Annotated in this window: 27 protein-coding genes; 17 read left to right on the plus strand and 10 right to left on the minus strand. The window is 63.5% G+C overall.

The genetic code is table 11. The features are described from left to right. Positions 1–63 precede the first annotated feature (63 nt). Together AAFG13_RS41155 and AAFG13_RS41160 are read right to left on the minus strand one after the other, a co-directional pair. Positions 64–1,278 (minus strand): FAD-dependent oxidoreductase, encoded by a 1,215-nt coding sequence (locus AAFG13_RS41155; protein ID WP_342710538.1) that lies wholly within the window; start codon positions 1,276–1,278, stop codon positions 64–66. Positions 1,279–1,360: 82 nt separating this feature from the next. Next, positions 1,361–2,995: a thiamine pyrophosphate-requiring protein gene (locus AAFG13_RS41160; RefSeq protein ID WP_212311046.1), complete on the minus strand. Its 1,635-nt coding sequence runs from the start codon at positions 2,993–2,995 to the stop codon at positions 1,361–1,363. 323 nt (positions 2,996–3,318) lie between these two features. On the opposite strand from AAFG13_RS41160, the gene AAFG13_RS41165 reads away from it, so the two are divergent. Further along, positions 3,319–3,483, plus strand: coding sequence for a Flp family type IVb pilin (locus AAFG13_RS41165; protein ID WP_092127042.1), 165 nt, complete (start codon positions 3,319–3,321; stop codon positions 3,481–3,483). A gap of 214 nt (positions 3,484–3,697) precedes the next feature. On the opposite strand, the gene AAFG13_RS41170 is transcribed toward AAFG13_RS41165, so the two are convergent. Beyond that, positions 3,698–4,675: a Ku protein gene (locus tag AAFG13_RS41170; RefSeq protein WP_342710539.1), complete on the minus strand. Its 978-nt coding sequence runs from the start codon at positions 4,673–4,675 to the stop codon at positions 3,698–3,700. Between the two features lie 851 nt (positions 4,676–5,526). On the opposite strand from AAFG13_RS41170, the gene AAFG13_RS41175 reads away from it, so the two are divergent. The 6 genes from AAFG13_RS41175 to AAFG13_RS41200 all read left to right on the plus strand — a co-directional run bounded on the left by AAFG13_RS41175 (position 5,527) and on the right by AAFG13_RS41200 (position 8,399). Next, complete coding sequence (locus AAFG13_RS41175; RefSeq protein WP_171948113.1) at positions 5,527–5,685, plus strand: hypothetical protein; 159 nt, start codon at positions 5,527–5,529, stop codon at positions 5,683–5,685. A 165-nt stretch (positions 5,686–5,850) separates the two neighbouring features. Further along, a complete protein-coding gene (locus AAFG13_RS41180; RefSeq protein ID WP_342710540.1) occupies positions 5,851–6,048 on the plus strand; it encodes a hypothetical protein in 198 nt (65 codons plus the stop codon). Between the two features lie 157 nt (positions 6,049–6,205). Then, positions 6,206–6,481: a hypothetical protein gene (locus tag AAFG13_RS41185; protein WP_212311043.1), complete on the plus strand. Its 276-nt coding sequence runs from the start codon at positions 6,206–6,208 to the stop codon at positions 6,479–6,481. A gap of 55 nt (positions 6,482–6,536) precedes the next feature. Beyond that, positions 6,537–6,953, plus strand: coding sequence for a hypothetical protein (locus AAFG13_RS41190; RefSeq protein WP_092125202.1), 417 nt, complete (start codon positions 6,537–6,539; stop codon positions 6,951–6,953). 55 nt (positions 6,954–7,008) lie between these two features. Then, a complete protein-coding gene (locus AAFG13_RS41195; RefSeq protein ID WP_342710541.1) occupies positions 7,009–8,079 on the plus strand; it encodes an NAD-dependent epimerase in 1,071 nt (356 codons plus the stop codon). A gap of 107 nt (positions 8,080–8,186) precedes the next feature. Next, a complete protein-coding gene (locus AAFG13_RS41200) occupies positions 8,187–8,399 on the plus strand; it encodes a hypothetical protein (RefSeq protein ID WP_342710542.1) in 213 nt (70 codons plus the stop codon). A 141-nt stretch (positions 8,400–8,540) separates the two neighbouring features. On the opposite strand, the gene AAFG13_RS41205 is transcribed toward AAFG13_RS41200, so the two are convergent. Further along, complete coding sequence (locus tag AAFG13_RS41205) at positions 8,541–8,747, minus strand: hypothetical protein (RefSeq protein ID WP_342710543.1); 207 nt, start codon at positions 8,745–8,747, stop codon at positions 8,541–8,543. Between the two features lie 490 nt (positions 8,748–9,237). Between AAFG13_RS41205 and AAFG13_RS41210 the strand changes: the two genes are divergently transcribed. Next, the gene (locus AAFG13_RS41210) at positions 9,238–9,450 is read left to right on the plus strand and encodes a hypothetical protein (RefSeq protein ID WP_176532503.1); all 213 of its coding nucleotides are present in this window, start codon (positions 9,238–9,240) and stop codon (positions 9,448–9,450) included. A 197-nt stretch (positions 9,451–9,647) separates the two neighbouring features. On the opposite strand, the gene AAFG13_RS41215 is transcribed toward AAFG13_RS41210, so the two are convergent. Next, positions 9,648–9,836 (minus strand): hypothetical protein, encoded by a 189-nt coding sequence (locus tag AAFG13_RS41215; protein WP_212311040.1) that lies wholly within the window; start codon positions 9,834–9,836, stop codon positions 9,648–9,650. 666 nt (positions 9,837–10,502) lie between these two features. On the opposite strand from AAFG13_RS41215, the gene AAFG13_RS41220 reads away from it, so the two are divergent. Next, entirely contained in the window at positions 10,503–10,877 is a 375-nt protein-coding gene (locus tag AAFG13_RS41220) for a helix-turn-helix domain-containing protein (protein WP_342710544.1), read from the plus strand. Positions 10,878–10,912: 35 nt separating this feature from the next. On the opposite strand, the gene AAFG13_RS41225 is transcribed toward AAFG13_RS41220, so the two are convergent. Continuing rightward, a complete protein-coding gene (locus AAFG13_RS41225) occupies positions 10,913–11,218 on the minus strand; it encodes a hypothetical protein (protein WP_194455378.1) in 306 nt (101 codons plus the stop codon). Between the two features lie 95 nt (positions 11,219–11,313). On the opposite strand from AAFG13_RS41225, the gene AAFG13_RS41230 reads away from it, so the two are divergent. Continuing rightward, positions 11,314–12,756, plus strand: coding sequence for an undecaprenyl-phosphate glucose phosphotransferase (locus AAFG13_RS41230; RefSeq protein WP_342710545.1), 1,443 nt, complete (start codon positions 11,314–11,316; stop codon positions 12,754–12,756). Between the two features lie 40 nt (positions 12,757–12,796). Here the strand turns inward: AAFG13_RS41230 and AAFG13_RS41235 are convergent, their stop codons facing one another. The 4 genes from AAFG13_RS41235 to AAFG13_RS41250 form a co-directional block, all read right to left on the minus strand. Then, on the minus strand, positions 12,797–13,393 hold the full coding sequence (locus tag AAFG13_RS41235; RefSeq protein WP_342710546.1) for a hypothetical protein: 597 nt from the start codon (positions 13,391–13,393) through the stop codon (positions 12,797–12,799). Next, on the minus strand, positions 13,386–14,165 hold the full coding sequence (locus AAFG13_RS41240; protein ID WP_342710547.1) for a metallophosphoesterase family protein: 780 nt from the start codon (positions 14,163–14,165) through the stop codon (positions 13,386–13,388). The genes AAFG13_RS41235 and AAFG13_RS41240 overlap by 8 nt, the downstream gene beginning before the upstream one ends. A 7-nt stretch (positions 14,166–14,172) precedes the next feature. Then, a complete protein-coding gene (locus tag AAFG13_RS41245) occupies positions 14,173–15,414 on the minus strand; it encodes a hypothetical protein (protein ID WP_342710548.1) in 1,242 nt (413 codons plus the stop codon). A gap of 176 nt (positions 15,415–15,590) precedes the next feature. Next, positions 15,591–15,854, minus strand: a complete 264-nt coding sequence (locus tag AAFG13_RS41250; RefSeq protein ID WP_342710549.1) for a hypothetical protein — start codon at positions 15,852–15,854, stop codon at positions 15,591–15,593. Positions 15,855–16,315: 461 nt separating this feature from the next. Between AAFG13_RS41250 and AAFG13_RS41255 the strand changes: the two genes are divergently transcribed. From AAFG13_RS41255 to AAFG13_RS41285, 7 genes are all read left to right on the plus strand, one after another. After that, on the plus strand, positions 16,316–17,785 hold the full coding sequence (locus AAFG13_RS41255; RefSeq protein WP_342710550.1) for an O-antigen ligase family protein: 1,470 nt from the start codon (positions 16,316–16,318) through the stop codon (positions 17,783–17,785). Positions 17,786–17,843: 58 nt separating this feature from the next. Further along, positions 17,844–18,056: a hypothetical protein gene (locus AAFG13_RS41260; RefSeq protein WP_212311036.1), complete on the plus strand. Its 213-nt coding sequence runs from the start codon at positions 17,844–17,846 to the stop codon at positions 18,054–18,056. Between the two features lie 127 nt (positions 18,057–18,183). After that, on the plus strand, positions 18,184–20,457 hold the full coding sequence (locus AAFG13_RS41265; protein WP_342710551.1) for a polysaccharide biosynthesis tyrosine autokinase: 2,274 nt from the start codon (positions 18,184–18,186) through the stop codon (positions 20,455–20,457). 13 nt (positions 20,458–20,470) lie between these two features. Beyond that, entirely contained in the window at positions 20,471–21,283 is an 813-nt protein-coding gene (locus AAFG13_RS41270) for a hypothetical protein (RefSeq protein ID WP_342710552.1), read from the plus strand. Beyond that, positions 21,280–22,038, plus strand: a complete 759-nt coding sequence (locus AAFG13_RS41275) for a methyltransferase domain-containing protein (RefSeq protein WP_342710553.1) — start codon at positions 21,280–21,282, stop codon at positions 22,036–22,038. The genes AAFG13_RS41270 and AAFG13_RS41275 overlap by 4 nt, the downstream gene beginning before the upstream one ends. Positions 22,039–22,041: 3 nt before the next feature. After that, positions 22,042–23,157 carry a glycosyltransferase family 4 protein gene (locus AAFG13_RS41280; protein WP_342710554.1) on the plus strand — a complete coding sequence of 372 codons (1,116 nt, stop codon included), beginning with the start codon at positions 22,042–22,044 and terminating at the stop codon, positions 23,155–23,157. Then, positions 23,154–24,446, plus strand: a complete 1,293-nt coding sequence (locus AAFG13_RS41285; RefSeq protein ID WP_342710555.1) for an O-antigen ligase family protein — start codon at positions 23,154–23,156, stop codon at positions 24,444–24,446. The genes AAFG13_RS41280 and AAFG13_RS41285 overlap by 4 nt, the downstream gene beginning before the upstream one ends. Positions 24,447–24,467 lie beyond the last annotated feature (21 nt).

The following is a 24,467-nucleotide window of genomic DNA, read 5'->3' on the forward strand; positions in this document are numbered from 1 at the left end:
GAAGAAAGACGTGGATGGCCGGGACAAGCCCGGCCATGACGATTTGAGAGAGTGAGCCCCGAACTACTTCCGCGTCGGCGGTGCCGTCTGGATCGTCGGCGCGGCGGCCGCAAGCAGGGCGGCACGATCGCCGTTGCGCGGCGGATAGATGCGCTGCTGGTTGATGGTCTGCTTGGTGAGCTTGGCGGCGGCGCCTGTGGTGTGCACCTCGCGGTCCCAGCCGGTGGTGTAGAGCGCGCCCCAGGCGCCGAGATCGAGCACCGTCACATACCAATCGATAGTGAGCGGCAGCAGGGGCTCACCGAACAGATCCGCGACCACATTGTGCCCGGCAAACCGGCCCATCGGCCGTGCGAACTGGCACGACATCACGGTCGGATGCTCGCCGTCGATCAGGCAGGCGGCAACGTCGCCGGCAGCGAATACGCCATCGAGGCCCTCGACGCGCATGCAATGATCGACCGGGAGGCGGCCGAGCGTGTCGCGCTTTACCGGAAGCGTTGCGGCAAGCGGGCTCGCATGCATGCCGCCGCACCACACCACGGTTGCGGCCGGAATGATCTCGCCGCTATCAAGCGTGATGCTGTCGGTGCCGACGGCGCTGACCCTGACGTTCAGCCGCGTCTCGATGCCGAGCGCGGCCAGCGCCTCGTTGATGACGGGGCGGCCATGCGCGCCGAACGTCGCGCCGACCACCGGATTGGGATCGATCAGGATGATGCGGTGATCGCCGCTGATGCCGGCATGCGCGAGCTTGGCCGGCATCTCGGCCGCAACCTCGATCCCGGTGAAGCCGGCGCCGACCACCGCCACCGTCGCGCGGGCCGGCGAGGGCGGCTGCTTGCCGAGCGCGGCAAGATGCGCGTTGAGGCGCGTGGCTGCTTCGAAGGTGTCGACATCGAAGCCGTGTGCGGCTAGGCCCGATATGGCGGGGCGGACCAGCTCGCTGCCGGTCGTCAGCACCAGCCGGTCGTAAGTCAGCGTGTCCGCGCCGGAGCCTGTCTTGACGACGACCTCGCGCTTCGCCGGATCGATCGCCGTGATGTCGGCCACGCTATGCCTGACGCCGACCGGATCGAGCAGGTCTTGCAGCGGCAGCGCGATATCGCCGAAATCGACCTCGTAATTGCGCACCCGGATGTTGTGATAGGCGTTGCGATCGACGACGAGAATCTCGGTGTCCGCCGCCCGCGCGCCGATCTCGTCGCGCTTGCGGGCAGCACCGAGCGCCGCCCAGAGACCGGCAAAGCCGGCACCCAGCACCAGGATGCGCGCCATCTCTCCCTCCGATTTCGGGTCGGAGGGAGCTTGCCTGCGCAAGCGAGGTCAAATCAAGTGGGTGAGGGCATGTGAGGTGCCCTCACGTCCCCGGCCGCGACACCTCGGTCTCCTTGCTGGTGATGAATTCCAGCAGCACCGGCACGCCTTCCCTGGTCTTCTGGATGCCGCGCTTGATCGCGGGGATGATGTCTTCGGGCTTGGTCACCCGCTCGCCATAGCCGCCGAAGGCCCGCGCCATCGCGGCGTAATCGCCGGAGATGTCGGTCGAGCGATATTTCTCGGTCGAGATCGGCATCACCTTCAATTCGATCGCCATCGAGAAATTGTTGAGCAGGATCGACATGATCGGAATCCGCTCGCGCACCGCGGTCTCGAAATCCATCCCCGTGAAGCCGATCGCGGCGTCGCCCCAGACATTGATGCAGAGCTTGTCCGGTTTTGCCAGCTTGGCGCCCATCGCGAGACCAAGCCCGTAGCCGAGCTGCGTGGTCTTGCCCCAGCCGATGTAGGACAGCGGCTCGACCGATTTCCAGAACGGCGACAGCTGGTCGCGCGGGCTGCCGGCGTCGTGGGTGATGATCGTGTTATGGATGTCGACCGTGTGCTGCAGATCCCACAGCACACGGTAGGGATTGAGCGGCGCATCGTTATGCGTGAGCTTCGGCATCCATTTGGCGAGCCATTCCTTGTGGGAGGCGGCGATCTCCTCGGCGACCGCGCTGGCGTTGCGGTCCGCGGTCACGGTCTTGCCGATCTCCTCCAGCAGCGCGTCGAGCACGAGGCCGGCGTCGCCGACGAGGCCGATCCTGGCCTCGACATCCTTGTTGATGTGGTTCGGATCGAGCGTCGAATGGATGATGGTCTTGCCCTTCGGCATCGCGATGCCGAACGATGTTTCGGTGAAGGAGCAGCCGATGCCGAAGATCACGTCGGCCTCAGCGAGGAATTTCGGCACCGCGCGCGGCACCGCAAGGCCGCCGGAGCCGAGCGACAGCGGATGCGTCTCCGGGAATGACGACTTGCCGCCGAGGCTCGTGGTGACGGGGATCGCGAGCCGCTCGGCGAGGCGCTTCAGCTGCGGCCAGGCCTTTGCGTAGTGCACGCCCTGGCCGGCATAGATCACCGGACGCTTGGCGTTGACGAGCAGGGTTGCGGCTTCCTTCACATGAACGGGATCGGCGCCGTAGCGGGTGCGCAGCACCGGCGTGTAGTTCAGGGGCTCCGGCACCTCCTCGTTCCACATGTCGGCGGGGATCTCGACGATCACAGGCCCGCCGCGGCCGTTCTTCAACTTGGTGAAGGCGCGGCGGAAGATGTTGCAGACCTCAGCGGCGATGTTGATCGGCTCCGAGGATTTCGAGAACGCCTTCATCGCCTGGCTGGAATTGAAGTTCGGATCGATGTTGGCAAGCCGGCGCGCATAACCCATCGGCAGCACCAGCACGGGCACGGATTCGCCGTAGCATTGCGCGACGCCGCCCATCGCGTTCTCGGCGCCCGGTCCGTGCTGCATGCAGAACGCGCCGATCTTCTCGCCCGAGGTGACGCGGGAGATCGCGTCCGCCATGTGCACGCCGATGCGCTCCTGGCGCACCATCACGGGGCGGATGTCGGCACTGGCGGCGTATTCGATCAAATGGTTGACCGGGTAGCCTGTGAGGATCTCGATCCCCTCGCGCTTCATGATTTCCGCGATCGCGGTGCCGAGCTTCATGACGGTCACTCCCTTTGAATGCGGCCGGTTCGTTCCGGCCTCGTTATCGTCCTGTCCGATAAAGGAACAGGATTCCGCCGCGAGGGTAAAGCGCCGCCGGGGCCGGATCAGGTAGTCCTGATATGCGTTTACGCCCAATCGCGGCTTGCCGCCTCGCGGGGCGAGGTCACGCTACAGGCAGAACTAGCAGCGAGTTTCTCTGCAACCCTTAAGCGATCGTTCATCCTGTCCATCAATGCGCCGTCAACCAATGTGGCCTAGTTTTGCTGGAATATTACTACGGCGCGGGAGAAAAAGCCGCGGGCGTCGGACAGGAGCTTTTCATGCGCGCGTTGCTTGCAAGATTTCTGCGCGATGACGTCGGGGCTACGGCGATCGAATACGCCATCATTGCCGGCGGCATCAGCATCGTGATCGTCGCCGGCGTCAGAGGCATCGGTACCACTGTGAGCGGCCAATTCACTGCCGTCAGTTCGGCATTCAAGTAAGCGCCACCAGACACGCTTCACGCTTTCTGATTCAGTCGCCTCCACCGTTTCCATTCAGCGCGCGCAGCATCGCGATGCGCGCGAACGTCAGCCACCCGCACCTCGTTCTGCCGCGTTGATCAGATGCGCATCCGGAACCTACCAGCGCGCCTGCTGCTGGGTGTGCTCCGATAGCTTGATGATGTAGCCGGCCGCCTGCTGCAGCGCCGCGACCTCAGCCCGCCTTCTTCCGCGCCGCGGTGCCTTGCGCACGCGCGGGCTTCTCGGCCTTCTTCGGCTCGGGCTTGACCGCCTCCTTGGGCTCGCGCTTGCCGCTGCCCGAGATCGGCAGCAGCATCTCGCGCTGGCCCTCGATGCGCTTCTTCGGCTTCTTGCCCTTCGCAGCCTTTGCTTCCGCCTTGGCGGGAGCGGCCTGCTTCTCGTTGGCGAGGCTCTTCTTCAGCGCGTCCATCAGGTTGATGACATTGCCGCCCGTCTTCGCCGCGGGCTTGGCGATCTTGATGCCGTTGCGCTTCTGGTTGATCAGGTCGATCAGCGCCTGCTCGTAGCGATCCTCGAACTCCTCCGGATCGAACTCGCCGGACTTCTGCTCGACGATGTGCCTGGCGAGATCGAGCATATCCTTGGTGATCTTCACATCCTGGATGTCGTCGAAATATTCCTTCTCGCTGCGGACCTCATAGGGGTAGCGCAACAGCGTGCCCATCAGCCCGTTGTCGAGTGGCTCGAGCGCGATGATGTGCTCGCGGTTGGTCAGCACCACGCGGCCGATCGCGACCTTGTCCATGCTGCGGATGGTCTCGCGGATCACCGCGAAGGCGTCGTGGCCGACCTTGCCGTCGGGAACGAGATAATAGGGGCGGATCAGATAGCGGCTGTCGATCTCGCTACGCGGCACGAATTCGTCGATCTCGATGGTGCGGGTCGAATCCAGCGCGATGTCGTCGAGCTCTTCCTTGGTGACCTCGATATAGGTGTCGGTGTCGACCTTGTAGCCCTTCATGATGTCGTCGGTGGCGACTTCCTCGCCGGTCTCCGCGTCGACCTTGGCGTATTTGATCCGGTGGCCGGTCTTGCGGTTGATCTGGTTGAAGGAGACCTTCTCGGTATCCGACGTCGCCGGGTACAGGGCAACCGGGCAAGTCACGAGCGAAAGGCGCAAAAAGCCCTTCCAGTTGGCGCGGGGGGCCATAGGGAAAACTCCGATTACGCAACCGACGGAACGGTCAAGGATAACACCGGGAACCCCGGTTTGAAACAACGCGGCCCGGTGAATCTGGCAACGGCGTTAACCGTGGCCTCGCGCCTGCGCCCGTTTGACGCGGCGGGGACAGCCGTCAAGCGGCCCGGAACACCACGCGTTGGCTTCAGAAGGGGGCGGCCAATCGCCGGAATTTCAGGCACTTAACCAAAGAGGTCGCCACGGCAGCGGAACGACACGGTCAGATCATCGAAACCCCGACCGAGGCGCGCCAGGCCGAGCCCGGATCTTCGGTTCCCGCGCTGCTCACGGCCTCCACCGGGCTCGCAGTCTTGATCCCCGGAATTGTCTGGTTCGCCTTTCCCGGGTGACGCTGCGATCGCGGCCTCTCGCATGCGAGGTCTTGATTGTTAAACTGAGATACACGCAGAGCGGCCACCATGCGCTTGCGGGGTGTGCGGTCGATCACGCATGCGTCTCGCCACGGCCGTCGCGCGTGCGGTCGCACGGCAGTCGCCGTACGTCATTCCCTGGCTCGACGATCGGTTTGACGCGCGACGCGCATCCGCGGCGCAGATCGCAATATCACGCAACTGAAAATTCCGGCGCGCGGACTGCTGAGGTCGCGGGGAGCCATCGCTGACCACGTCACGCGGAATTTTCTTGAGCCAAGACTTTGTCAGCCAGGACGTGAGCCAGGAATCGTCTTCGATGGCCCGCGCCTTCACGAGATTTTGCAACCGAGATCTGTGACATGCGAAGCGAATTGCTGCCGTGACGCGTCATGAGATCATCGAAATTGGCTGCTAGCTGATTTGAATCAGATGCGTCTTGAGCTTGAGATGTTCTATCCGCAAGAAGAAAAAAACTCGCTGTTGGCGCGCCTCAAGGAGAAAAGCGTTTCAGGTGCCTTCGTTGGATTGACGCTGCTGGCGATGGCGGGGTGGATCTATCTGCTCAGCTCGATGTTCCTGAAATTCATGCTGTGGTGGTTCTCCTGAGGCGCCTCGCGCGCGAGAACAACCGATGTGGGGGCGCCGGGTCATTATTGCGCCGTTCGATTGCACAAAAAATTCCAGCGGCTGAACATTCTTTCGGCGCGCGCAATCATGATGTCGTCACAACTCCGAATGTTAATAACATAGAATCTAACATGGACGAATGTGATGCTTTCCCCTGTCCTCATCCTTGCGGCGGCGTTCGTCGCCGGCTTCTTCTCCGGTTTCGCCGCGCGCGCGTGGCGATCGCGCAAGCGCCGCGCGCAATATCGGATCTATGCGCCGTATGTGGCGCCGCCAGCCGCCAAACCGGCGAGGCGGGAACAGCCGCTCACCGCATTCGGCCACATGCGCCGCGCGTTCTAGCGGGCTAGCCCGGCAGAGGTAGCGCGACAGTGGCGTGAGTTGGGGTTGGCGGGCGACATGCAATCGGTCATCTTGTCTTCGTTGCGGCAGCCGGGCTGGGTTCGCGTGCCGGCGGGGTGTTGCCGCTGGCCCGCGCATCGTGAGGGAACTTGCACGCATGAGTGATCTCAGGGGGCATTCGCCAAGGCGGTATGTCGTCGATGTCAGTGGACGGCGCGTGCTGGTCGGTCTCACGCTTGAAGAGACGTCGGAATTCGAAGGACTGGACGCCTCCCTGCCGGTGCTGGGCGGGCAAGCCCACGGTGCGGAGCTGATGCCATCAGCCGTCGAGGGACGGTGGGTCGAGCTCTATGACAAGCACGACAAGGCCTGGATCAAGTGGAAGGCCGACCTGAGGGCCGGGCAACAGGATAATTCACTCTTTTTTAACTAAGACCGGGCGATTTTGAGCGATACTGCCTGAGTGGGCCCGAACCGGATACTGACAGATGTTTCAGCTGTTTCTGCGGGCTCGCGCGCATGACCTGATTAGGTCGCGGCGGAGCGAGGAAGGTTTCAAGGCACGCTCGGCCGAGCGCGATGCCGAGACCGATCGCGCCCGAATCGGATCGATCATGGCCGCGATCGAGGCCGCGTTGCAGGCGGCCGAAAGCGAGCAATCCGGCCTTGGCCGCCGTGTCGACGATGTTCTGGCCCGCGCGGCGGTGACGCTGGGCAACGGCACCGACGAGTATCTGGAACGCGAGGCGCTTGACAACTATCATCAAGACCTGTTTGACGCCGAGATCTCCAACGGCCAGCGTCGGCTGAAGGAATTGGCGACCGAGATTGCGCACTTCAAGTTCATGAAGGCCGCGGTACTGAGCCGCTTTCCGGACTACAAACCTCCGGCCGCCAGCAACTGACGCGCCCCGCGGCCGCAACGCGAAGCCAGAATCTGCGGCCCGCACCTGACGGCGTATGCGGCCTGGTCCGGCGCAAGGCGAAAGGCACAGGCGAAACGTGGTGATCGCAGGCAATCTACTCGTCACGGGCTGTGCCGGCTTTATCGGCTTCCATCTGGCGGAGCATTTGCTGCGGGCAGGGCAGCCGGTCATCGGCATCGACAATCTGAACCAGTATTATGATCCGGTGCTTAAGCACGCGCGGCTCGATCTGCTCAAGCAGCACCGTGGCTTCACCTTCCTGGAACTCGACCTCGCCGACCGCGCCGGGATGAAGGCGCTGTTCGAGCGCTATCGCTTCGAGGTCGTGGTGCATCTCGCTGCCCAGGCCGGCGTGCGCTACTCCCTGCAGAACCCGCAGGCCTACGTGGATTCCAATCTGGAGGGCTTCGTCAACGTCCTCGAGGGCTGCCGGCATACTGCGTGCCGCCACCTGCTGTTTGCGTCGTCATCGTCGGTCTATGGCGCCAACACCAAGCTGCCGTTCTCAGTCCACGACAACGTCGATCATCCGGTCAGCCTGTACGCGGCTACCAAGAAGGCCAATGAGTTGCTCGCCCATTCCTACAGCCACCTCTATCGCATCCCGACGACGGGGCTGCGGTTCTTCACCGTCTATGGGACGTGGTATCGGCCGGACATGGCGCTCTATGCGTTCGCGGACGCGATCACCAAGGGGAAGCCGATCCAGTTGTTCAACAACGGCAACATGCGGCGCGACTTCACCTATGTCGATGACGTGGTCGAGGCGATGGTGCGGCTGATCGGGCGCGCACCCGAGGGCGACGTCGATTGGTCGGGCGTGCATCCCGATCCGGGTTCGAGCAAGGCGCCGTGGCGCGTCTACAATATCGGCAACTCCAGGCCGGAAGAACTGATGCATGTGGTCGCGCTGCTCGAGCAGGGCTTCGGCCGGCAGGCCGAAAAGCAGTTGTTGCCAATGCAACCTGGGGATGTTCTGGAGACCTCAGCCGATGTCTCCGATCTGGAGCATGAAATCGGCTTTCGGCCGCAGACGCGGATCGAGGACGGCATTGCTAAATTTGTCGCCTGGTACCGGGCTTATCACAACGTCGATCGGACGTAGCGCGCTCGTTAGCGAATTCCGGCTCGAGAAAAACCTGGCTCGGCGTGGAACGGAGTGCGGCACTGAGAGTTGTCAGTGGTTTTGCGTTCGCGTCAGCCGTGATCATCATGTCCAGTGCAATCGTTCCGGCGCACGCGATCGACGCCCAGGTCGCACGCGCCTGCGATGCCTTGGTCGCGAGGGCGTTTCCGCCGCGAGAGCCCGGCAATCCTGCTTCCGGCAGCGCGAGGGGCGGAGCGAGGGATCAGCGCGACTATTTCAACCCATGCGTCGCCAATGGCGGCAAGATGGGCGACCACACGCCTCCCAAATCGAAATAGCGCACGATCGCGACGCGCGTTGCGAATTAGCGATGCTTATGGCGGTTGGTCGAATCCGCTGCTGTCCGCCGTGGCAATCGTGCAAGCGCATGTGAGAAAGTGAAGGCATTTCGCTGCCTCTGCTGAAGCCGAAATGCCTCATTACCGCTCATTTCGAATTTGAATAGCATTGTCGCATTCGGCCAGGTCGAGGTGGATATCTTGCATGATCGAACGTGTGGCGTTGATTTCCTCCGCCGCATCGTCAGGGCGGATCAGAATGCTCAGATCCGCGGCCTCGAGATCCGAAACGGATCGAAACATTCTGCGATCAATGCAGACGACGCGGAGTCGGTTCGCTGCATCCATGCTGCTCGGTTCAACCTGTTATGCGCGGCGAAAAAACTGATTGATCGAAAGCAGCAGATTTAGTGTGTGCACGCGGTGTTTGGTGGAATATCTGGTTCGAGGCTGGAACACTTCATCACGTCCCGAGCCATTGGCGCGGCGACATTGTGATAGCCGGCAGGCGTGTCGCCGGTTTCGACGCCGATCGCTGCGATCAACGATCGTCAAATGATTTCATGCTCTTGCTCGCGCCTCACGGTCAGTGCCGGCTGCGCTCTTTGGCCGCGCGCCGCGTCGCTGCCGCTGACATCCCATCGCGACGACACATATAAGGCCATCGATCGAACGTTTCGCGATCAGGTTGTGGAACCTGATTGAGAAAATTTAACGCGGAGCCACGTTCGTCGCAAACCTGCCCCATTAACCGCATTCCATATGTGTGAGCTAAAACTCTGTCATTGAAACTTCAATCACATCGCTCATACCCTTAACCGCAGAGCGAGGGCGCGCCATGAAGCAGCACAAAGTACAACATTCGCATCAGCCAATCGAAGAGGCGTTGCTCGCGACCAATCAATCGCTGCGCAACGAAGTCGTTGCGCTGATGCTTGATATCGCCGCGTTGCGTGAAATCCACGAGCGCCCAGCTGCGTCTCGTTCGTTCGGCATGTCGCGTGAGCAGAACGCTCCGCGCGTCGCATTGCGCCGGGTTCACCACAGCTGAAGTCCGTCAGCCTATTTCTCACTGAGCAGAATTTGCGGCCACATCCAAGCCAGTCCGGCGAGGATGTCGGCGCCTGCTGCTATGGACAATTCAATTTTAAATTGAATATTGTCCCGCCCGATCCTCGTTTTGGGCGATCTGGCGCGATCTAGCTGTGGTTGCCGTGTGGACAATTTGTGGTCGTGAGGGCAGGGCAGTCAGTGCTCTTGCCGCACCGGCTTGTGCGCCACGACGTAGGACAGGCGCTCGCGCAGGATCCACGTCTGCAACACCAGCTCGACGGCGGTATGCCGGAGCTCGGAATTCTCCGCGACGAGGCGTTCCAAGGCGTCGGTCGCCTCGCTGGACGCGGATTGCTTCCCCTCGAAGACCTTGAGACGCGCCATAGTGTCGATCCTCGTAAGATGTGTCGATCAGAGGCTGGCTCTGACAAGCGTCAGCACAGAATAGTTCGCGGATTGTCGGGCGGTCGTGGTTCCGCCTGATGGCCTCGGGTGGGAAAGCGCCTAATTGATAATTCGCGGATCGAGCTATGAGTGTTAGGTTTCCTGAAAATGATCCTCAAATATGTTGAAACTCTCATGACACCTAACGTCTTAGTAACTACCGCTGCGCGTGCGCGCCCGCAAGCTGCCGGACGCGAAGGTCGCGGGATTAATTTGTTAGAATGTTGTGAAACTCTCGCTTGACCGGCGGCGTAGCTATCGCGGAGAGGCATGGTGCACTCACAATCTGTCGCAGGACCGATTGGATGTTCTCATTTGCTTCTCATTCAGGAATGCAAACGGTGCGCCAATTATCCCGATCAAATTGTCATACGTAGAAAGTCGTATAACTTTTTCTGTGAGATCGTCTTCCGGCGGGAATATTGCTCATATATTCCGGTAAACACCTTGCAGCTTCGGTGTTTCTTCGCACAATGCGGCGCTGCCTACGGCAAGTTCGAGGCTCCCGAAGGCCCCCGGGGAATCCTCAATTTGAATTTCCTGTTGCATTTACATAGCTTATAGGCCATGCGATGATTGCTAATCTAGGGGGCAATGAGATGACCAATGAGGCGTCATTCAACTGACGAGATCAGTTCCAAGGTCAAACAAGCCGAGGAACTCATGGCGCGGGGGCAGTCACAAGCCCAGGCGTGCAAGGTGCTGGGCGTTAGCGTGATGACATTTCACCGCTGGCGCAAGCAGGAGGCTGCACGCAGCCATCACCCGAATGGTACTGTGACCGAGCTTACCGCTCGTTCCGATGATCGAGATGGTATTCCCCACGTCCACAACCGTATTGACGAATTGCGGCTGGAAAATGAACGGCTGCGTCGGATTGTGACCGACCTGCTGCTCGAGAAAATGAAGATCGAGGAGAAGCTTGCGCTGAGATCCAGCGGCGGGAACGGTTTGCCCCGCCGTGGCGAAGTCCAGAGCTGACGTAAGCTGATCCGTTGCTGACGTAAGCTGATCCGTTAATGGATACGCGAGGGCCTGGGAGCCAGCAGCAGCTGGTCGCTCAGATGCGCTTTCTCTGATCTTGCGCGCAGCTCCTCGAGGATCGGACGCAGTCTCGCCTGTGCGAGGTCCAGACCTTTGACAATGTCTTGATTCGGCATTTCGGCCGGAAAACGGGCCGAACGCAGCTTTGTTTCGACCGCCTTGACCAGCAACTCGACGTCGTCGCGGTGCTGGCCGGCGACCAGTTCGGCGCCCATCAGGCGGATGAGATGGAGCAGGGCCAACAGCGCGGCCTCGGTTTCGCCAGCCGATGAACTCATGGAAGCTCTCTGCCTGATATTGCCGGCAGGTCTTGCGAGCTCACGACCTGCCTGATATTAAACATGTGAATTGTTAACACGAATGTTAATTCCCGATGACGGACCTTTCGGACGCTCGAATAGCGAAGGTACCGGTTAGCTTCGGCGCCTTCTCGTTTGCTTTTGCCTCGCTCGAGGCGTTTGCTGTCGTCTTCGAGATGATCATCGTCGTGCTGTCCAGCATCATTGGCGGCGCGACCTATCACCTGTTTTACTACCACACGGTTTATAGCAACAGCTTCGAGGGTTTTCTAGGGATCGGGGTCCTCGCCGCAATCCTTCACATGTTCGTGGCGAAGTCGCAGGGCCTCTACAATGCGCAGGTGCTGGCCGGTCTCGATCGGCGCTGGAGCAGCCTGCTCGGCGGGTGGCTGCTGGTGGTCCTGCTGATGACCCTGATCATCTTCCTTCTGAAGGTTGGCTCCGGCGTCTCGCGCGGGTCGGTGATGTCGTTTGGCCTGATCGGCGGCCTTGGGCTGGTGGCCGGACGGATGCTGCTGCAGGCGCCGCTGCAACGTGCGATCGACCGCGGCATGCTGGCGACGCGCCGTGCGGTCGTGGTCGGGATGGCGGACGAATTGTCCCGGGTGCGGCAATCGAGCCTGCTGCGCGATTTCGGCCTCAGCGAGGTGCGACGGATCCAGTTGTCCAGCCTGTCCGACAACGCGGGCGACCGCGCCGCCGTCGCGTCAGCCATTCGCGCGGCACGGGAGTGCGGCGCCGACGAGATCATCCTGGCGATGCCCTGGCAGGAGGAACCGCGCATCCAGTTCGTGTGCGATCAGCTGCGCGCGTCACCGCTGCCGGTGCGGCTGCTGCCGGATCGGACGGCGGAGCGGTTCCTGGCGCTGCGGATGGTGGCGTCCGGCCCGATACCGACGCTGGAAATGCAGCGCTCACCGCTGACCTCGGTCGAGCGTGCCGGCAAGCGGCTGTTCGACATCGTGGCATCGAGTGGCCTTCTGGTGCTGTTCGCGCCGCTTTTGATCGGGACGGCGATTGCGATCAAGCTCGATTCCAGGGGGCCCGTCCTGTTCCGGCAGCGCCGCAACGGGTTCGACGGCAAGCAATTCACCATCCTCAAATTCCGCTCCATGCATGTGCTCGAGGACGGCGATGTCATCACGCAGGCTCGCGCGAACGATCCGCGGCTGACCGGGATTGGCGCCACGCTGCGCCGCCGCAGCATCGACGAGCTGCCGCAGCTGGTGAACGTGCTGCGCGGCGACATGTCGCTGGTCGGGCCGCGGCCGCATGCGCTGGCGCATGACGACAAATATTCGAAGCTGATCGCAAGCTATGCGCAGCGCCAGCACGTCAAGCCGGGCATCACCGGCCTCGCACAAGTGCAGGGACTGCGCGGCGCGACGCCCGCGATCGAGGACATGCAGCTGCGCGTCGCGCACGATCTCATCTACATCAAGAGCTGGAGCTTCGTGCTCGACCTGCGCATCCTGTTGCGCACCGTCGGCGCGGTGCTGCGGCACAAGGGAATCTAGCGGGTCGGGCATCCGGCGGCTGCCCGCGTGCCGGCGCGCGCTACTCCGGAATGCTCTGGCCGGCGTCCTTGAATTCCGCCTCGATGATGCGCCGGTTGGCATCGATCGCCACGCGATAGGCCTGGCCGAGCGCGCCCTTCAGCTCCGGCGCACGGGTGAGGATCAGGCGGATCTGCCGCTGCAGCAGATCGACCAGCTCCACATCGCGCGTGGTGTCGACCTGCGCCAGCAGGATCAGCCGCGGCGCGATCAGGTCGCTGCGGTTGAAGCCGGTGTAGTAGGACATCTTCAGCGCCTTCGATGCGGTCGGGTTCAGCCAGTCGAACCGCCCGGTCGCCGAGGCGAGGCCGAACCAGCCGCCGGCGTCCATCGGCGAGAGCCGAAGCGCGCGGGTGAAGGCGGCTTCGGCCGCCTCGGGCGAGGTCTGCAACTCGCTCCAGCCATCGGCAAGCCAAAGTTCGCTCCTGACCACGCCGACATCGGCGGCGAGCCAGGGTTTGCCGCGCAATGCATCGGCGGCCAGCCACCAGATCGACAACGCCAGCGTCGCGGCGCCGATCGCTGCCGCGGCCGGCACGAAGGCCGGCGACAGCTGCCGTGCGTGACGCCGGGGCGCGTCAGCCTTCGCATCAGCCATGGCGCGCGGCCCGGTTGCCAGTCATCAGCAGGGTTCGCTGCACGCCCTCCAGCTTGACGCAGGTCAGGCGGCCCGTCGCATAGGCGCCGGTGTCGACATTGATGCGGTTGCGCAGCAGCTCGGCTTCCTGCACCGGCGTGTGGCCGTGGACCACGACCTTGCCGAAATCATCTTCCGACACCAGGAAGTCGTCGCGGATCCAGAGCAGGTCCTCCTTGCGCTGTTGCTTCAGTGCGACGCCGGGCCTGACGCCGGCATGCACGAAGAAATAGCGGCCGCGGGAATAGCTGATCGGCAGTGAGCGCAGGAAGGCGAGATGGGCCGGCGGCATCTGGCGGACCAACTGCCCGGCGAGCGCCCTGCGTTCCGCGGCGTCGGGATTGAGCGAGGGCGTCAGTCCATAGGATACCAGCGTCTGCAGGCCGCCGAATTGCCGCCATTGCGAGAGCATGTCGGGATTGACGAGAAACTCCAGCAGGCAAGCCTCGTGATTGCCGAGCAGGCAGACCAAACTTTGGGTCCGGCGGCGTTGATCGAGCATCGCGATCACATCGCGCGAATCCGGTCCGCGATCGATGTAGTCGCCAAGGAAGACCTGGATCGGCCGCGCGGGCCGGAACTTGCGGATATCGGCGTCGATCCGTGCGCAGATCTCGTGCAGCAGGTCGGCGTGTCCGTGGATATCGCCGACGGCGTAGATGCAGGTCTCGTCGCCCTCGTCATGTTCGAGGTCGCCGGTCTGGCCGACCATACGCCGGAGGAGGCTGCGCATCTGCGGTCTAGCCCGCCTGCAACGGTGAACGGCTGATCCGCTGTGCCAGTCCTGTTCCGATCACGGCTCCCAACACGATCACTCCGGGCAGCGCCGGCAATTCCGGCAAGGTAAAGGCGGCGAGCGCCAGCGTCAGCAACACGGCTGCCGCCGCCGCTGGATAGGACCAGTCACGGCCGCGATTGCGTGCACCGGCCATGAACGCAGCGATGCCCACGATCGTAACCGCGAGTGAAGTCCAGAACATGGCGGAACCGAACTGCGTGATCAAGGCGGCGGCACTGGTCGCCACCACAGGCCGCGTGGTTGCGCCTTGCCAGTCCATGTAGGTCGATGCCAGCTTTGCCGTGGTGCCGGCGCCGCCGCCGAGCGCGGGCAGGTCGGCGAGCAGATTGTGGGTCGACTGCACGAGCTCGTCCGGCGCATGGGTGAAGGCTATGGCAAGCGCCACGTCGGGATGACGGTTGGCGATCGCCGTTAACAGCGCGATCAGCGCGATCGCAGCCGCAGCGGCAGCGCTGCTCCAGCGACGCAGATGAAGTTTTCGCGCGGCGAAGGTCATCAGGACGAGCACGATGCCCGCTGCGATTGCGATCGCGGCACCGCGCCTTCCGTACCAGCAGGCGCTGGCGGCGCAAAACAGCGCGCTGGCGGCGAGCAGCCGGCGCAATCGGGCCGACTGGGTGGCCGTGCGGCCGCCAATATGTCCGCCGACATCGAGCGCGCGCGCAAGGCTGAACGGGACGCCCATGAGAACGACGACGAGGAATCCGTTTGCCGTCCCGTCATGCGCAGCGTCGGCCGCGCCAAGCCAGGCTTTGATCGGATCGCTATACAACAGCAGGATCAGCGCCGCGACGGCCGCGGTCGCTGCAATGCTGCGGGCCACCATGTCGGCGCGGCGGGCATCGATTGCGATCGCCGCGGCGGTGATCATGACCGAGAGGAGCGACAGCCAGAGCAGCAGCGCGCCAAGGCTTGCACCGGTATCGATCGTGATGCTGCCGCGGAGCGGTGTCTCCAATGTTTCGCCGGCGAACTTCCACACCGGATGCGCCCAGAACGTCAGCGGAAGCATCTGCAGGATGATCCAGAGCATCGGCATCAGCGCTGCCGCCACGGCGGGCCCGGCGACCCGCTTCAGGAAAGACAGTTCACCTGGCCGGATCGCCATCAGGCTTGCCAGCAGTCCGAGCGACGTTGCGGCGCCGACCAGGCCAATGGCGAGCGACGCATCGATGAGACCCACCGGTATCGACGCCCCGATCAAGATGCAGATGAAAGCCGTGACGTTCCACACGGGAGGGGCAAATCCTTGGGAAACAGGTCCTGCGGAAGATCAGAACGCAAGGCAGCGGGATGCCCCGGGCTCGCCGCAAGGTCAATGGAAATCGGGCGGGCCAGATCGCACGACCGCGTAGCGCGCTACTGCGGACGGCGCGCGGCGATGAGCGGCGGCGAGGTGCGGGACCGGAGCAACGGTGTGAGGGCGCTCGCCAGATATCCGCCCTGCAGCGATACCATGGCGATGATCATGAGCAGCGCAGTCTCGGACCACGAGAGGCGCGCTACACCGATGGCGGCCAGCAGCATCAGTTCGGCAAGCATCACCGGCACCAGCACCAGACAGTGCTGGCGCAGCCCGAGCACGGCGCCGCCGATCAAATTGCCAAGCAAAACAAATAACATAACCAAACCCTGTGCCCGCATATTATCGGGCCGGGTCCTAAGCCGGGGTTAACCCGGTCGTCGCAAATCGTCGGAAGGTCACACGAAATCAAAGCCCAAGATCAAAGCCCAGGCGATGTCGCGCGGGGCCGCTTGCCTCACGGCGCCGCGCCGGTGCCGCTGAATTGCCTCATCTTGCTAACATTTTCTATCAATTGCGTGCAATATATCGCGGATTATTGTGATTGTGGCAGTCGGCGCGTTACGGCTCCGCCGGAGTATTTGAATGTCGCGTGCGCATTTCATTCGAGCAATGTCATGCATCAGATCCGTAACGCTGAACGGTCCGATCGTGGCCGCCTACAACGCAACTTTACTTCGTAATTCAATCAAGCTTGCGCCCTGATACTGGGGCGTGAGCCGGCCCGGCCGGCTTCATGACACGCTTACGATCACCTTCCGGCTCACGCGGGGCGACGGCATTGCCGTGGCCGGTGCGATGGTCGTCATGGCTGTTCTGCGCCGTCGTCGCTTTGGCTCCACTGCCGCTCGGCTCGGTCGGCGGCGTCGCGTCCGCGATCTGGTCGGTTCTGCTCGGAATCGCCTTGCTCGGGGTGCTGCCGATGCGTTTGCGCGGCAGCCAGCTCGCAATCCTCGCGATGACGGCACTGCTGACGGCGCTCGCCATGCTGGTGTTGCACGAGCAGTCGGCGGTGCGGCCCTGGTTGGGCGTGGCGCCGAACGCGCTGTGGGCGGAGGCCGGCAAATTGCTGCCCGCCGAGCTTCCGCCAGCCGTGACGATCGCGCGCGATCAGCCGTTCTATTCCGTGGGCGTCGGGATCGTCTGCCTGCTTAGCTTTGCGATCGGGGTCGTGCTCGGTGCGAACCGCGCATTGGCGCGCGGGTTGCTGCGGGCGGTGGCTGTAGCCGGCCTGGTCTATGCGATCCTTGGCATCGTCACCTTCGTGATCGATCCCACCCGGAACTACCTGCTTTACGAAAAGCAGGCTCATCTGGAGTGGTTGACGTCTCCCTTCGTCAACCGCAACACGGCGGGCATCTATTATGGCTGCTGTGCGCTGATCTGGCTGTTGTACGGCTGCGAATTGATCGAGCGGCATTGGCCGTCGCGTCGGACCAGTCTGCCACGCCTGTTGACGCGCTTCGATATGCCGGCACGGCGCCGGCTCGCCGGCCATGCATTCGGCTGGCTCACTTGCCTGCTGGCGATGTTTCTGACCGGATCGCGCGGCGGCGTCGGGATCTCGCTGCTCGCTGCGGTCGTAGCCGCTGCGATCTTCTTTCGTAACCGGATGCCGCGCCGCTACGGCCTGATCATGGCGCTTTGCCTCGGCAGCCTGGTCGCGCTGGCGCTGCTGCAACTGCTCGGTGGCGGCGTCGGCGCGCGCTTCAGCACGATCGGCCTGTCGGATGAGGGACGATTCTCGACCTATCGCGCGACGGTGCGGATGATCTGGGATCATCCCTGGCTCGGCGATGGTTTCGGGTCCTTCGAATGGGTCTATCCGGCCTATCGCACCGACGACATCTCGTTGCGCGGGACCTGGAACCGGGCCCACAACAGCTGGCTCGAGCTGGCGTCCGACGGCGGAATGTTAATGGCCGGCGCGGTCATGATCGCGCTGCTCGCAGCCTTCGGCGTGCTCGCGCATGGCGTGCGGACCCGCCGCCGCGACGTGATCGTGCCGCTCGCGGCGCTCTGCGCGTCGGCTGCCGGCGCACTCCATTCGATGATCGATTTCCCGCTCCAGATCACCGGCTACGCCGTTGTTATCGCGGCTTTGCTCGGGGCAGGCCTGTCACAATCGTTCCGCTCCGGCAGGACCACAGGCAGTGGTCGCGGCGAGAATGACGCCTGTATTGTGGCGGGTTCGCCAATTAACGTTGAATTCGCGGGCCGGCCCGGGGGCGCGGCGGGGCAGGGGTTTTGATTGGCGCGATAACTCTGACTATGCTAACGAACTGTTAGTATTCGTTAGGGAGATAGCAGTGTTCACATTTGAGCGGTCCGGCGGTCTTCCCGCTCCGCGCCTGGCGGTATTGGCACGCGCGGCGCCCGGCGGCGGCGCGCTCGAGGCCATCAATGGCAACAACGTGAACACCGGCATTTTCAGCTTCACCTCGTCGGTCACCGGATCCGGCAACGGGGCGACAGGTACGACCGCGGGCCGCACCACGCTTCTTTCAACAGTTACTCTCTGAGCGGGCTTGCGATCGCCAATGGAGAATTCCCTGCAGCAACGCGCTTCGGTGTCAGCGGCGGGACGCTTCCCGGGATCATTGGAGGGCGCGAGGGCAGGCATCCTGCCGGCGCGGCGATAGGACGGAGATGCTTCAACGCAACCAGATTTCGCCGGCTGTCGATCTGAGAAATCGTCCGGCCGAACTGCCGTCGCTGGCGGAAACCTTCGACGCCTTCGTCACCTATCTGCTGCGGCAGTATTTGGTCATCCTCGGGACTGCCGGCCTCTGCCTGTTCGGCGGCATCTGTTACCTGATGACGGCAGCGCCGAGCTATACCGCGCTCGCCACGATGATCATCGACATGCGCAAACTCCAGGGCGCCCAGCAGCAATCGCCGGTGAATGACGCCCCGGTCGATTCCTCCGCGGTCGAGAGCCAGGTCGAAATCCTGAAGTCGGAGAACGTGGCGCTCGCGGTGATCCGCGACCTCAAGCTCAACGAGGATCCGGAATTCATCGGCTCCGGGGCCGGCGCGGCGGGAGCGGTGCTGGATTTCGTGTCCGGTCTGTTTGCCGGCAGCGCGCCGCCCAACGAGTTCTACCGGACCCGGCGCGCGGTCCGCACCTTCGAGAAGCAGCTCGACGTTCGCCGCCGCGGCATGACCTATGTGATCGAGGTCTCTTTCCGCTCGCTCGATCCCGAGCGCGCGGCGCAGATCTCCAACGCCGTTGCCGACGCCTACATCGTCGAGCAGCTCGATTCCAAGTATCAGGCGACCCGCCGCGCCAGCGTCTGGCTGCAGGACCGCATCCAGGAGCTGCGCAGCCAGGCATCCAATGCCGAGCGCGCCGTGCTCGACTACAAGAAGACCAACAACATCGTCACGTCCAGCGGCAAGCTGCTCAACGAGCAGCAGCTCGGCGAGCTCAACACCCAGCTGCTCCATGTGAAGTCGCAGGTCACCGACGCCAAGGCCAGGCTCGACCGCATCGAGGCGGTGGTGAAGGGAGGCGTCCCCGATGCGACGGTTGCCGATACCCTGAACAACCAGGTCATCACCAAGCTGCGCTCGCAATATCTCGAACTTGCCAACCGCGAGGCCGACTGGTCATCGCGCTACGGCTACAATCACCTAGCAGCCGTCAATCTGCGCAACCAGATGCGCGAGATCCAGTCGTCGATCATCGACGAATTGAAGCGGCTCGCCGAGAGCTACAAGAGCGACTATGCGATCGCCCTGCAGCGTCAGACCGAGATCGAGCGCGCCGTGAACGATTCGGTTTCGCAGTCGCAGTCCACCAACCAGGCACAGGTCACGCTGCGCGAGCTCGAGAGCTCGGCCCAGACCTATCGCTCGCTTTATGACAATTTCCTGCAGCGCTACATGGAAAATGTGCAGCAACAATCGTTCCCGGTCAACGAGGCGCGGGTGATCACCCGTGCCTCGCGTCCGCTCAGCAAGAGCCACCCGCAGACCCTCGTCGTGCTCGCGCTCTCGGCGCTCGGCGGCCTGATTGCCGGGCTCGCGCTCGGTGTGTTGCGCGATCTCTATGACCGGGTGTTCCGCACTGCTGACATGGTCGAGACCATCCTCGATGCCGATTGCGTCGCGATCGTTCCCCGCCTCTCGCCAAGCCAGCTCAAGGCGCCGGTGGCCGGTCGTCCGAACCTGCCGGTCGGCGCGCGCCTGATCCAGCGCGGCGACGAGCCGGTGCTGTGGGCGGCGATCGATTCACCATTCTCGCGGTTCTCGGAAGCGATCCGCTCGATCAAGGTCAATGCCGACCTCAACGTCACCAAGCCGTCGAAGATCCTTGGCCTGACCTCGGCGCTGCCCAACGAGGGCAAGTCGACGCTGGCCTTCGTGTTCGCGCAGCTGGTCGCCCAGAGCGGGGCGCGCGTGCTCCTGATCGATTGCGACCTGCGCAATCCCTCGCTCAGCCGCAAGGTTGCCGCGAACGCCGAGCGCGGCATTCTGGATGTATTGTCGAACAATGCGACATTGCAGGACACGCTGTGGTGCGATCCCGAGACCGGCCTTGCCTTCCTGCCGGGCGCCACACGGTCGCGCATCGCGCATTCGCACGAGGTGCTGGCCTCCGACCAGATGAAGGATTTCATCGACGGGGTCCGCAGCCATTATGATTACGTGATCGTCGACTTCCCGCCGCTGACGCCGGTGGTCGATGTCCGCATCACCGCGCACTTCGTCGATTCCTTCGTCTTCATCGTGGAATGGGGCAAGACCCAGGTGCAGGTGGTCGAGCGGGCACTGCGCAGCGCGCGTGCGGTCAACGAGAACCTGCTCGGTGTCGTGCTCAACAAGGCCGATATCGCCGCGATGAGCCGCTATAGCGGCTATGGCGGCAAGAACTACTATTACAACTCGCATTATGGGCGATATGGTTACACCGAGTGAGACGCACGGTGGGATGCCCCGGCGTGCCGCCATCTGGCTTGCGCGCGGCTTCCTGGCCGCGGTCGCGTGCTCGTTGGTCGCCTGGGGTGCGACCACTCTGCCGGTCTTTGTCGACCAGAGCCGGCTCGATGGTGCCAGGGACCTGATCCTGCGCAACGTGCCGATCAGCGACGCGGAGCTCGGCGACCTCGGCCCGCTGCTGTCGCGCGCCGCGGCGCGACCGGATTGCTTGCCGGCGATCGATCGCAGCGCGGCGGTGATCCGGCTGCGGCTCGCCGAGAACGCGCTCGCATCGGGCGACCGGGTAGACGCCCGGATGGGCGAGCTCGACGCGGCCGTCCGCAAGTCGCTCGGCTGCGCGCCGGCCGATCCTTATCTCTGGGGCGTGCTGTTTTGGCTGCGCAACATCAGGCAGGGTTTGAACGACGCCAATTTCGACCTGCTGCGGATGTCTTACCGGCTCGGACCCAATGAGGGCTGGATCGTCGTCAAGCGCAGCGCCATGGCGCTCGCCATGCTCGATGGCCTGCCGCCCGACCTTTCGGACGCGGTCGTGGCCGAGTTCGCGCGCCTCGTGAAGACCGAATTGTACACCGAGGCGATCGACCTCCTGAAGGGGCCCGGCTGGGTGCATCGGGACAGGCTGCTGGCTGGTCTGGCAGCTGTCCCGCAACGGAACGTCGACATCCTGACCCGCACCATGGCCGACATCGGATACGATCTCGACCGCCGCTCGCCGGCAGAGCGACGCAATCCGGAGCGCAAATCGAACGACCGCCTCGACGAGCTTGTCCGAATGCCGCCCGCAGCGATGGCTAGACCATGACGATGGAATTCAGCATCGGACAGCACAACGCGCATTATGAGGGCGTCTATTCGGCGCAGGAGCGCGACTGGCGCCGCGTCTGCGCGGTCGACAAGGCCGACCATATTGCCGGCTTGCTCGGTGCCTCCGCCGCCGGTGTCGGCAATGTGCTCGAGGTCGGCTGCGGCACCGGCGCCGTGCTGGCGCGGCTGTCCGCGATCGGCATCGGCCGTGACTTCACCGGCATCGACGTCATTGATCCCGCAACCAATCTGGAGACCGACGGCGCCGCTTCAGCCCCGTTCCGCTGGTCGAGCTATGACGGTGCAACGATCCCGTTCGCCGACGGATCGTTCGACCTCGTCTATGCCAGCCACGTGCTCGAACACGTGCCCGAGCCGCGCGCGTTGCTGCACGAGCTGGTGCGGGTGGCGCGGGATTTCATCTATCTCGAAGTGCCGTGCGAGCTGCACGCGCGGACCAATCGCCGGGCGCTGCAATCGACGCTCGACATCGGCCACATCAATTTCTACACGCCGGACACGTTCCGCCTGGTGCTGGAGACCGCGGGGCTGCATGTTGTCGGCTTCGGTATCTATGATCACAGCCTGCCGGTGCACGCCTTTCACTCTTCGCGGGTCAAGGGGCTTGCCAAGAGCCTTGTGCGGAAGTCGCTGTTGTCGGTCAGCCCCGAACTTGCGACCCGGCTTGCGACTTATCATTGCGGGGCGCTCTGCCGGCGCGCCGAGGCGCCGCCGCCCCCGCGGGACCGATAAGCCATGGCGCCGCGCGTGGTCGTCTTCAACAACATGATCACACCCTACACCAACCGGCTCTACAACGAGCTGGTTGACCGTGGGCTAGATCTCGCCGTGCTGTCCTGTACCGCGCAGGAGGCCGATCGCTCCTGGGCGGGATCGTTCACACCGCGCTACACGACGCGCACGCTGCCCGGTGTCTCGATCCCGCTGTCGCGGTCGCGTCACACCCATCTCAATATCGGGATCGGGCGCGCCCTGAACGCGCTGGCACCCGACCTGCTGTTCGTCAACGGCCTCTATCCATCGATGCTGGCCGGCGCGGCATGGGCGCGCGCCAACGGCAGGGCGCTTGCGCTGACGATTGACGGCTGGCGCGAGACGATGCCCAACACGGCCTATCATCGCCTGGCGCGGCCATGGCTGCTGCGCCAGTGCGGCGCGGTCGTGTGCTGCGGCGACAAGGGCAGGGCGTATTTCCGCGGCGAGGGTGTCGGCGACAACGATCTGTTCGTGGTGCCGCTGGTGCCGGCATGGGATCCGCCGGAGACCGTCCCGGGTTTCCACGATCGTCCATTTCACCTGCTCTGGTGCGCCCGCATCAACGACGACGCCAAGAACGCGATCTTCTTCGAGAACGTCGCCATCGCGCTGGGCCGGGTCTTGCCCGGCCTAAGGGTTCGCGTGGTCGGGTCAGGCGCTGCCGAGCAGCGCATGCTGGCGCGGCTCGGTGGCGCCGGCATCGATGTCAGCCACGACAGCTATGTGCCGTGGCAGGCGATATCGAAGGTCTATCTGCAATCACGGCTGTTGCTGCTGCCCTCGTTGCTGGAACCGTGGGGTCTGGTGTGCAACGAGGCCTTGCAGTGCGGGGTTCCCTGCCTGGTGTCGCCCCATGTCGGGGCGGGCGGCGAGTTGGTGCGCGACCATGACAATGGTCATGTTTGCGCGCTCGATGAGCAGGTCTGGGTCGAAGCGGCGCGCGGCTTGCTCGAACATCCCGCGCGCTGGGCGACGATGTCGCAGCAGGCCCGGCACAGCGTGCGAAAGGACGCACTTGATGATGCCGCGGCGCGCTTTGCGGCCGCGGTCGATCATCTCTCGAGGGCGCCGGCCCGGCAGGAAGCCGCTCAATGATCGGCAGATGGTGGTTTCGAACCGAGGTCTTTCTGCACGCCTATCTGGTGATGGTGCTCGGCTGCATCTATTTCCTGTTCAATTTCATCGAGGGCATCTCGTTCGCTGAACGGGCCGGGGAGTCCACGCTGTTCCGCGGCGCGTGGCTGCTGCTTTACATCCTGCTGATGCTGCACATTGCGGTCGATCGGAAACGCTTCGGCCTGCTGATGCTGCAATCGCATCTCTATCTGACGTTCATTGCCTTCGCGTTGGTGTCACTGGCGCTGAGCGCCGACCCCGCGGGCGCGTCGATCAAGTTCGCGATGTACCTCCTGACCACGTTGTTCTCGGCCTGGATCGTGATCAGCTGCCCCGTCGATCGGCTCGTCGACACCCTGTTCCGGATCGGGATCGTGGTGCTGATCGTTCACGTCCTGCTGTTTCCGGTGATCGGCTCGCAATGGGACTACGACCCGCTGCATCGGCCGACCGTGCTCGGGACCCAGGCCTATGCCGGCGTGTTCGGCCACAAGAATCTCGCGGGCGCCTTTTTCGGTCTCATGGTGCTGATCTGCTTCGTGCGCATGCTGGCGGGGCCGCGGCGGCAATTCGGCTGGTCGCTGTTGCTGATGGGGTGTCATCTTTTTGCGCTCGCCGCGGCCGGCGCCGCAGGACCGCTGATCAGCATGTTGACGGCACTCGCCGTGACTTTCGGGCTGCTGCTGGTGGTGCTTGGGCACAGGGGAGCCGCCTCGATCTACTGGCTTGGCCTCGCCTTTGTTGCGCTTGTCATGTTCGCCGTGCCGAGCGACGAGTTGTACGGGCTGGTCGGCCGCAGCGGAAACCTGACCGGCCGCTCGTTCCTCTGGGCGGTCTGGCCGCACTTCTTCTGGCAACACCCCTGGCTCGGCTACGGCTTCTCCGGGTTCTTCAACGAGTTGCCGAACTCGCCCGTGAACGAGCTGACGAGCATGGCGCCATGGAACACCGAGTTCGGCTCGTTCGAGAATTCCTATCTCGATGCCTTCCTCCAGTTCGGCCTGCTCGGCGGCGCGTTCTATATGCTGCTGCTGGCGCGGGCGCTGTGGAACACCATCGTCTTCACGTTCGAGCGGCGCGGGATGTATTGGCTGGCGCCGTTCGCGATGCTGCTGTTCGTCGTGATCGCGTCAGCCAACGATTCGAGTCAGTTGCTGCATAATTATTTCGGCTGCGTGCTGGTGTTCTGGTGCTATTTCGGGCCGGAAGCCAGGCTGCAAATGGCGCCGCGGCGGGCGTTTGCCAGACTGCGTGTGAGTGAGGCGTGAGTGCGTTGACCGAAAGGCTGG

Origin of the sequence: Bradyrhizobium sp. B124 (genome assembly GCF_038967635.1) — a bacterium.
Lineage (GTDB): Bacteria > Pseudomonadota > Alphaproteobacteria > Rhizobiales > Xanthobacteraceae > Bradyrhizobium.